Below are 8,067 nucleotides of genomic sequence, written 5' to 3'. Positions count from 1 at the left end.
CGATTTCCCCGATAACTGCTCGGCAGTGTAGCCTAGTTGTTCTGCTCCTAACTGATTGACATAAAGGACCGTTCCTTCTGCGTCGGTGGTAAAACACATTAAGGGATTGTTTTCGTATAGAGTCCGATACCGTTCCTCACTTTCCTTTAGTCTCTCCTGTGCCCTCTTTTGGTCGGTAATGTCTATCATGAAACCACGGAGTGTTATTGGCTCGCCGCCAATAGACTCAACATTGACCATGTCGTGAATCCAAACGACCTTCCCATCCGAGGCAATCATCCGGTAGTCGAATTCATAATCTCTTAAACCGCGGCTTGACTGCTCACAGTATTTAATAGCAAATCCCCGGTCTTCAGGGTGAATATGGGCACTCCAGAAATCTTTTTCATACCATTGGTCGACTGTATATCCAAATAACTCAACCATCTGAGGACCAACATAGGTAAACCGCCCGGTTTTTGCATCAGATATCCATGGCACGGCTTTGGTACCCTCAACTAAAGTCCGGATCAAATGACGGCCCTCGAGCGATTCTGCTTCGGCCCGCTTCAAATTGGTTATATCCTGTACCATGATGCCCACTGCCTGCACTTTTCCATCATCCTCGAAGGGATAAAGACTGACTAGCCAATATCTAAGGTCTTGAAGCTTTATCGGAGCTGGGCACCTAAATTCAAGGCTTAATGCTGGTTCACCCGTATCAAGTACCCCACGTAACACGGGCTCAAAAATTGATGTGATTTCAGGTGTGGCCTCGTTAAGTGAGTGCCCAATATGCTCTTCAACAGACTTGCCGTTTATCGCGGCCAGCGTTTCATTGATAGAGATGTAACGCAAGTCTCGGTCTATTATGCATAAACCGATTGGGGCTTTCTGAAAAAGAAACTCCAACCGGGCTAGTTTGTTTGAGGGAATTCCCCCGTAAAAAGCAGGAAATGCAGAAGGTCTTGCACCCCGCCCTTCAATCTGGTCCATGGATTTCCCCATCCTGAACAAGTGAAGGCGTATTTATCACTTGCAATTCGTTATACGCTCTATCCTGGTGATTAGGACTTGCAGAGCAACTGTCATTCTAGCACATCCAATCGTTTTGTCGAGTTGGGGATTTTCAAGGTAAGAAGCCCATCAGGATAGGTCTTGAATTTTTGACGTCCCAGCTCGGTGGAGATCTTTGTTTTAGTCTACTTGTCCTAGCTCGACCCTAAATCCAGCTAATGCATCAGATTATTAGCCAGTAGGTTTTGTAGTTAACGCAAGCATGCGTTCCTCCCTACATTTGCATGCACAAATTTACACAGGTCGGCAATCTATCGCTGTTTAATTGCAAGCTCGGTATCCTCGACACCGGATTTCCGACTCGAATACAAACCCGAAATTTAGTGTAATCCCCGAAATATCGGGGGCAGAGTGATGCATTCGGGGAGTTCAATTATCTGACCAAACGATAAAAAGTCTATTATCTCCGGGAATTAGAATATCTTTATAATACCCCCATTCTTGGCATACAGCTTGCTGGTAAGAAATATATCGGAATTGATATCGTGACATGACTTAGAAACGTCACATATCAACTCCGTAATCTGGTAGGTCGTGAGAACAATCATGGGATCTTTTTGGATAATTTCTACAGTGTTCCCTACGAATAATCAAGATGGGACTCTGATAAGCAAGGCTGGAGAAAATGCAAATTATTTGTTCATGGTGTGGAAAATATATGGGAGATAAGGAACCTCTAAGCGATTTGTCCATTACTAGCACCATTTGGGGTGAATGTTATAGGAAGACCCGATATAAAAATGAAGAATCTGGAGAAGAATATAGAGAAGGAGTAGCAAAGAGTAGAAGGGTGGATGATGAAAGGGAGGAGTGAGAAACTCAAAAAATTTTATAGGCTAGAAGTAATAAATACCATAAATCTTAGCGGACAAATCAGCGTTATGCTAGCTTCAGACTCGCAGTTTTTTTATATGAAATCTCTAACATAATAAAAAGTGGAAGTGATAATATAAAGGTCACAACTGAGGTCTCAAAACAAAATATTAAAAGGCACCTTATCGAAGTAAAACCCCAGTTCTTACTCCTCGACAACAGGCTCTTTAGGCTAAACGTTCATAATCTTTTAAGCTTCATCTTAAAGAACTGTCCCGGCACCAAAGTCATTTTACTTAGCTGTTGCACCCAGTATGAATCTAACTTACCCAACACTATTTACATTAATAGAGATACGAACTCATCAGAAGTTCTTGGCATTATAAATCGTGAAACTTCATGCAAGGATGAAGAGAATGGAGCTAAGAAGAGCAGCGCCAGATGATTTTATAGAACTTACCAGAGCAGCGGAAGAGACTTTCGAACCTATTCAAAACGAAGACAGCTTCATGTTTGATCTAGCGGAAACCGAACAGGTCATTGAACCCGATGAGATAAAGAACGGAAACATGATAGAGAGCCGAGTAGGCCAGGAATCTATAGCCCTCCATGCCTACTTCAGAGACATATTAAGAGAACCCCTTCTTACTCCTAAGAACGAAAGAGAGATTTCGGCAAAAATAAAGAATTGCAGGGGAAAGATAGCAAAAATAAAAGCGCTCCTAAGCGAGCTTTCAGGACAAACGAAGAAAGACAATTTAAACGGGCATAGAAAAGGCGGGGAATGCTCATTATCGAAGAAAATAGAGAGGCTTAATGCTTTTGCCAGAGCCTATTCCGAGCTGGCAAAAGATTTGAGAAATAGATTTATAAAGGCCAACTTAAGACTGGTTTTGCATATAGCTAAAAGATACGCAAATAACGGGCTTTCCATTCTCGATGTCATTCAGGAAGGGAATCTGGGATTAATGAGAGCGGTGGATAAATTTGACCATGAAAAGGGATTTAAATTCTCGACTTATGCTTCATGGTGGATACACCAGTTCATAATACGAGCGGTTTTGACGCAGACCGAGACGATTAGAATTCCGGTATATTTGCTCGAGAATTCGGCTAAGGTGTATAGAACGATTGCCGAACTGGAGAAGGAAATGGGAAGAAGACCTATACCCGAGGAGGTCGCAAAGAAAGCAAGGGTGTCCGTTAATGCCGTAAAGAGGATTATTGAAGCCAAAATCTATACGACTCATCTGTATTCGCCCGTAATCGACGGTGAGACTTTAACTCTTTTTGATGTCATAGCGGACGAAGGGTCACCCGTCCCAGACTCCACGATATCAAAGACAGAGCTTCCGAAAAAAATAATAGAGGCTCTTTCACTCCTCAAGCCAAGGGATGAGCAAATAATCAGAATGAGGTTCGGACTGAATCAAGAAGGCGCCGTACATACGCTTGGTGATATAGGAAAAAAATTCGGCCTCACACGCGAGCGCATACGGCAACTTGAGAAAAAAGCACTCAAAAAAATCTCATCTTCGGAGCTTGGAAAGGTTCTAAGGAGCTTTCGAGAATAAGAAATGAAAGCACTTGACAGACTGGGGTACATCTGTGAGTAGCTGCGGTCGTAAGTTCGCTTTTCGTGTAACAACCCATTCACCTCGACGAGTGGCATACAGACTCGACACTCCCCTTTCTTTACAGATTGAAAAAGGACTTATCCAGGTTATTAAGTCCGTCGCTTTCTACTGGGTGATGGAAAGAGTATATGCATTCTGGCAGTAATCACCTTCATGCCGAATAGGGATACTAATCTTTTTGCGGATCGAGAATTGAAGTGGGATGGGAATGCAAAGAAAACCCATTGGAAGGAGATTCTCGATGAAAAATACTCAAAAAAACGAAAAGTAACATTCAAGGAGGATGGCATGAAATTATCGGTTATTATAACAGCTGGCTTGGCGTTAGCTCTACTTGCCTGTCTACAGAATCCGGGCGAGAAAACTATTACCGCCCCCGACACGGAGGGCAAATCTGTGAAGACAACCCTTACGGGGACAAACTGGCTGGTAGAAGACATAGCAGGGAGAGGCGTGGTGGAGAATTCACAGCCCACCATCCGTTTCGACGAAGGCGGCCGTGTATCAGGAAGTACGGGATGTAATCTTTTTAATGGCATTGTCACAATCAAGGGCGATACCATTAAGTTCGGCCAGATGGCGACAACTAAGCGCGGATGCATTCCTTCCCTAATGGACCAGGAGCTGCGGTTCCTCAAGGCTATGGAAGAAGTCCGCAGTTTTTCCATGGGTCAAGATGGATTGTTATACCTCTATGGCCCCAACCCCGAGCCTCTCTTTAGGCTCTCGCGGATGGCTGACCCGAGCCAATGAATAAAAGAAACTACATGAGCCCAAACTATATCCTTTTGTTAGTGAAACCATTTAAATTTGACCTCAAGAAACACTAGGAGGAAGGTTATGGACATTCCAATCCTTTACCAGATGCCCACCCTGGTTATCGGGCTGTTTTTTGCCGTGATATTGCTTGCGGCACTGGAGGTCGGCTATCGAATCGGCCGTTGGCGGAGAAAGGAAACGACTGAGACTGACAGGAAAGAGCAAGGGGATCTCGTCCTGACTTCAATGTACGCACTGCTTGGGCTCATGCTGGCATTTACTTACACCTTCACGTTGAGCCGCGCTGACCTGCGTAAACAGGCAGTGATAAACGAAGCTAACGCCATCGGAACGGCGTTTCTCAGGGCCGGTTTGGCGCCTGAGCCGTACCGTACCGAACTTCGAGAAGCGCTACTCGACTACGCCAAGACCCGAGTGGTCCCAGTCGGGACGGCAGTCACCAATGAACAACTCCGGAAGACTGTCGCAAATACATTGCAGGCTCTGTCCAAGATCTGGCCCCTTACAGAGGAAATGGTGAAGTCTAAACCAGCGGGGCCAGTCGAGGTTTCGATCGTCCAGTCGATCAACGAAGTTATCGACATGAACACCAAGCGCCTCGCCGTTTCCTTCGACCGGCTGCCTGGGGTCGTTTTACTGATGCTTCTTTTTATTGCCAGCGCAGCAGTTGCAATGACTGGTTTAAATGCTGGGCTTTCCGGACGAATGAACCGCTGGGGTCTCACCTTACTCATACTTGTTCTTGCATTTGTCATGCTTATAATCACCGACTTTGACCGTCCCATAAGAGGCTTTGTCCAGGTGAGCCAGCAGAGCCTTGTGGACGTTATCCAGGAAATGGAGAACACACTTGCTAAATGATGCCAAATCCGACTAGTAGCTATGCGAATCAGTAAATGCCTCCTCGAGAATGACGCCCAGGTCGGTCTTGAAATAGCGCTGGATGATATCAGCCACCTCCTTACGCGCCGCCACATCGTCGTTGGCGAAGCGCCCGTGCAGGTCGGAGGCCATGGCGGTGAAACGCTCGAGCAACTCCGGGTCGAAGTGCTCTCCGGCCCCCCGCTTCAGTATCTCCAGTGATTGCTCTACGGTCAGAGGTTTTTTGTAGGGCCGCTCCGAGGTCAGGGCATCGAACACGTCGGCAATGGCAAAAATGCGCGCAGTAAGCGGAATGCCTTCACCCTTGAGGCCCCGGTAATAACCCTTGCCCGCATACTGCTCGTGGTGGCTGGCGATCAGTTCCCCCGCATCCTGAAGCCAGCTCGACTGCCCGATGATATCTACACCGTGGGGGACGTGCGTTTTCATGACCTCATATTCCTCATCGGTCAGTTTGCCGGGCTTTAAAAGGATGTGGTCGCGAACGCCGATTTTACCTACGTCGTGGAGGAAAGCGCCCTTGATGAGACGGCGAATGACGGCGTCTTCCACGGCGCACGCTTCAGCAAGGCGAACCGAGTAGATCGTGACCCGGTAATTGTGCGCGTCGGTATCGCTGTCACGCTTAGCTATGGCATTGCCCAAGACCTGCAGGGTCTCCAGGTTAGCGTCTAGCAGTTGAATGGATAAGCCGCTCAGCCGACGGATCAAGCGGCGGATTATGGGATATATCATCAACGTAGTCACTACTACGATGGCTACAGCGGTCAGCACGGCGACGGCAAGACCACGGTCGAATTTCGAGATTGTTTCGGCCGAGAGCACGAAAATCCCGTTAATCTGGGCTACTCTTATTCCCTTCCGGTCAAACACCGGGTCCACAACCGCCACCGCGCCGGGAACAGGGCTGTCGTGAATGCGTTTCAGTTGAATCTGCCCGGGATTGGCCTTAAAGTATTGCTTCCTGGCTAAAGCAATCAACTCGGCCATAGCGCCCCCTTGATTGTGGGGGTAGCTCGCCAGTTGCCTGCCGTTAACGTCCAGCACTTCTACGAAGACGAACCGGCCGAGCTTGGAAGAAGGCATGTCTTCCTCCAGTCCGTCGAGCGCCCTAGATACGACGTTTTGCCAGGGTTCTCCGGAGAATCGAGAAATCTGGCGTACACGGGCACGGAGCAATTCAGCGCCCAGTATGGTGCGCTCCTCGATGGCCGTGGCGATGCCCTGACGTTCGATGAGATATGTAGCTACTCCGACCAGCAGTGCTACTGCCAGCGCCACCAGCGTCATTCGCATTAGCAGGTCTCTTCTTATCGATTTACTGCGGTCGTTCACGGCAGCGGATTCGCCATCAAATAGCTTCATTTCATCCTTCTTTCCTGCGTTCATTTTTTCTTTTCCGAGATTACGCTGAAGTCATAAGAGCTATTCCTTCCTCATTATAACGCTAAATCTATGGTTTTAACCCAACTTATTCAAAAAACTCACTAAGCCTAAGCATTCCGGATTCCCACTATGAGCGCCACGTTGACGATAATCCGGTGAGTGCAGTGCCCACCCAAGATGACCCCGGCGGTCTCAAAATTACCGGCAGGTGAACGAAAGGAAGCGCCAGACTCACACTTTTACTTCTTTGGAAGTGCGACCCGCTGCCCGTACTCTCATGCTCCAATCGTCCACAATTATCACTTTACAAGAAACGCTTCTTAACGTAGCTTGTAGCACTTATTATGCATCAAACCGTCAAAAAGAATCCCTTAGAATGATAAGCGCATTCACAAAAACCTTCATAGATATTTCTATACCTGTCCTTGTTTTTTTCACGATGTTAGTGGTTGGCTTGGACCTTACCGTCGAGGATTTCAGGCAAGTCATGCGTAAACCAAGAACTGTAGTGTTTGGAACCCTCGGTCAGTTCATATTTCTTCCTGTAGTTGGCATAGTTTTGGTTCATATGCTCAAACTCGAACCTTATATTCTGTCGGGCATTTTACTGATCGCCGCATGTCCCGGAGGAGCAATGTCTAACTTCTATGTTTACTTGGCACGCTCTAATACGGCTCTATCGGTTACCTTAACCGCCGTGTCCTGCTTATTAGCGGCGATCATTTTACCTGTACTGATGAAGGTGTATGGGCTTTATCTTAATAATCCTTTCGATTTTTCGGTACCTTTCCCAATAATATTTGCTCAACTCCTGGTTATGCTGGTTATCCCGACTATATTGGGTATGTGCTTGCGCCACTATAAGCCGGTTTTCACCAAACGGTATGAAGCTCTCTTTAGGGGTGTCAGCATCGCCGCCCTGGTAGGTATTGTTGGATTTGTAGTCTATCAGGAAGCGGGAAATCTCCTGCTCGGAATAACGGATACTGTTTTGGCAAGTGTCGTCTTCATCATAATATCGATGATATTTGGATTTGGGATTGGCTCGATCTTAGGTCTAAACGCGCATGACCGTTTTACCCTCTTGGTTGAATTTGCAGTGAGAAATATCGCCATCGCCACTGCTATCGCGGTCACAATCCTTAATCGAACCGAGTTTGCGGTCTTCGCAACCGTCTATTTTCTTATCCAGGTTCCCTTAGTAGTCCTAGCAATTATTTTCTTCAAAAGATTGCGATCCCATCACATGCATTCATCTAGTATCTTGTAAACTTAATTTTGACAGGATTTATACGCCCTTCGACGAACTCAGGGCGAACGGTTCAAGCCGTTCGTGGTGAGTAGTGAGCTTGTCGAACTATCGAACCATGAACGGGATAATATCAAAAAGTGTGTAAAAGTATTTGCAGGCGGCGAATCCTTTTATATCTTTTTAGCTGAGAAAACAAAAAAGAAAGGAGACGCCACCCATGGGAAAGCATACCGAGAAGAAGGCAGAGAAATCAAGAGTAAC

The 8,067-nt window shown here is 46.7% G+C and carries 7 protein-coding genes; 5 read left to right on the top strand and 2 right to left on the bottom strand.

What is annotated here, in order from left to right:
- The coding region (locus tag VNN20_15775; protein ID HWP93650.1) for a PAS domain S-box protein at window positions 1–975 on the bottom strand (975 nt) is incomplete at its 3' end.
- Between the two features lie 739 nt (window positions 976–1,714).
- Here VNN20_15775 and VNN20_15770 point away from each other — a divergent pair.
- The 4 genes from VNN20_15770 (at window position 1,715) to VNN20_15755 (ending at window position 5,147) form a co-directional block, all read left to right on the top strand.
- Entirely contained in the window at window positions 1,715–1,870 is a 156-nt protein-coding gene (locus VNN20_15770) for a hypothetical protein (protein HWP93649.1), read from the top strand.
- A gap of 415 nt (window positions 1,871–2,285) precedes the next feature.
- Window positions 2,286–3,443: a sigma-70 family RNA polymerase sigma factor gene (locus tag VNN20_15765; GenBank protein ID HWP93648.1), complete on the top strand. Its 1,158-nt coding sequence runs from the start codon at window positions 2,286–2,288 to the stop codon at window positions 3,441–3,443.
- Window positions 3,444–3,659: 216 nt separating this feature from the next.
- Window positions 3,660–4,259, top strand: a complete 600-nt coding sequence (locus VNN20_15760) for an META domain-containing protein (GenBank protein HWP93647.1) — start codon at window positions 3,660–3,662, stop codon at window positions 4,257–4,259.
- 87 nt (window positions 4,260–4,346) lie between these two features.
- The gene (locus VNN20_15755; protein ID HWP93646.1) at window positions 4,347–5,147 is read left to right on the top strand and encodes a hypothetical protein; all 801 of its coding nucleotides are present in this window, start codon (window positions 4,347–4,349) and stop codon (window positions 5,145–5,147) included.
- A gap of 12 nt (window positions 5,148–5,159) precedes the next feature.
- Here the strand turns inward: VNN20_15755 and VNN20_15750 are convergent, their stop codons facing one another.
- A complete protein-coding gene (locus VNN20_15750; GenBank protein HWP93645.1) occupies window positions 5,160–6,557 on the bottom strand; it encodes an HD domain-containing phosphohydrolase in 1,398 nt (465 codons plus the stop codon).
- Between the two features lie 373 nt (window positions 6,558–6,930).
- On the opposite strand from VNN20_15750, the gene VNN20_15745 reads away from it, so the two are divergent.
- On the top strand, window positions 6,931–7,824 hold the full coding sequence (locus tag VNN20_15745) for a bile acid:sodium symporter family protein (GenBank protein ID HWP93644.1): 894 nt from the start codon (window positions 6,931–6,933) through the stop codon (window positions 7,822–7,824).
- Window positions 7,825–8,067: the final 243 nt, after the last annotated feature.

This window comes from Thermodesulfobacteriota bacterium (assembly GCA_035559815.1).
GTDB lineage: Bacteria > Desulfobacterota_D > UBA1144 > Nemesobacterales > CSP1-2 > DATMAT01.
This window is presented reverse-complemented; position numbering and strand designations above follow the sequence as displayed.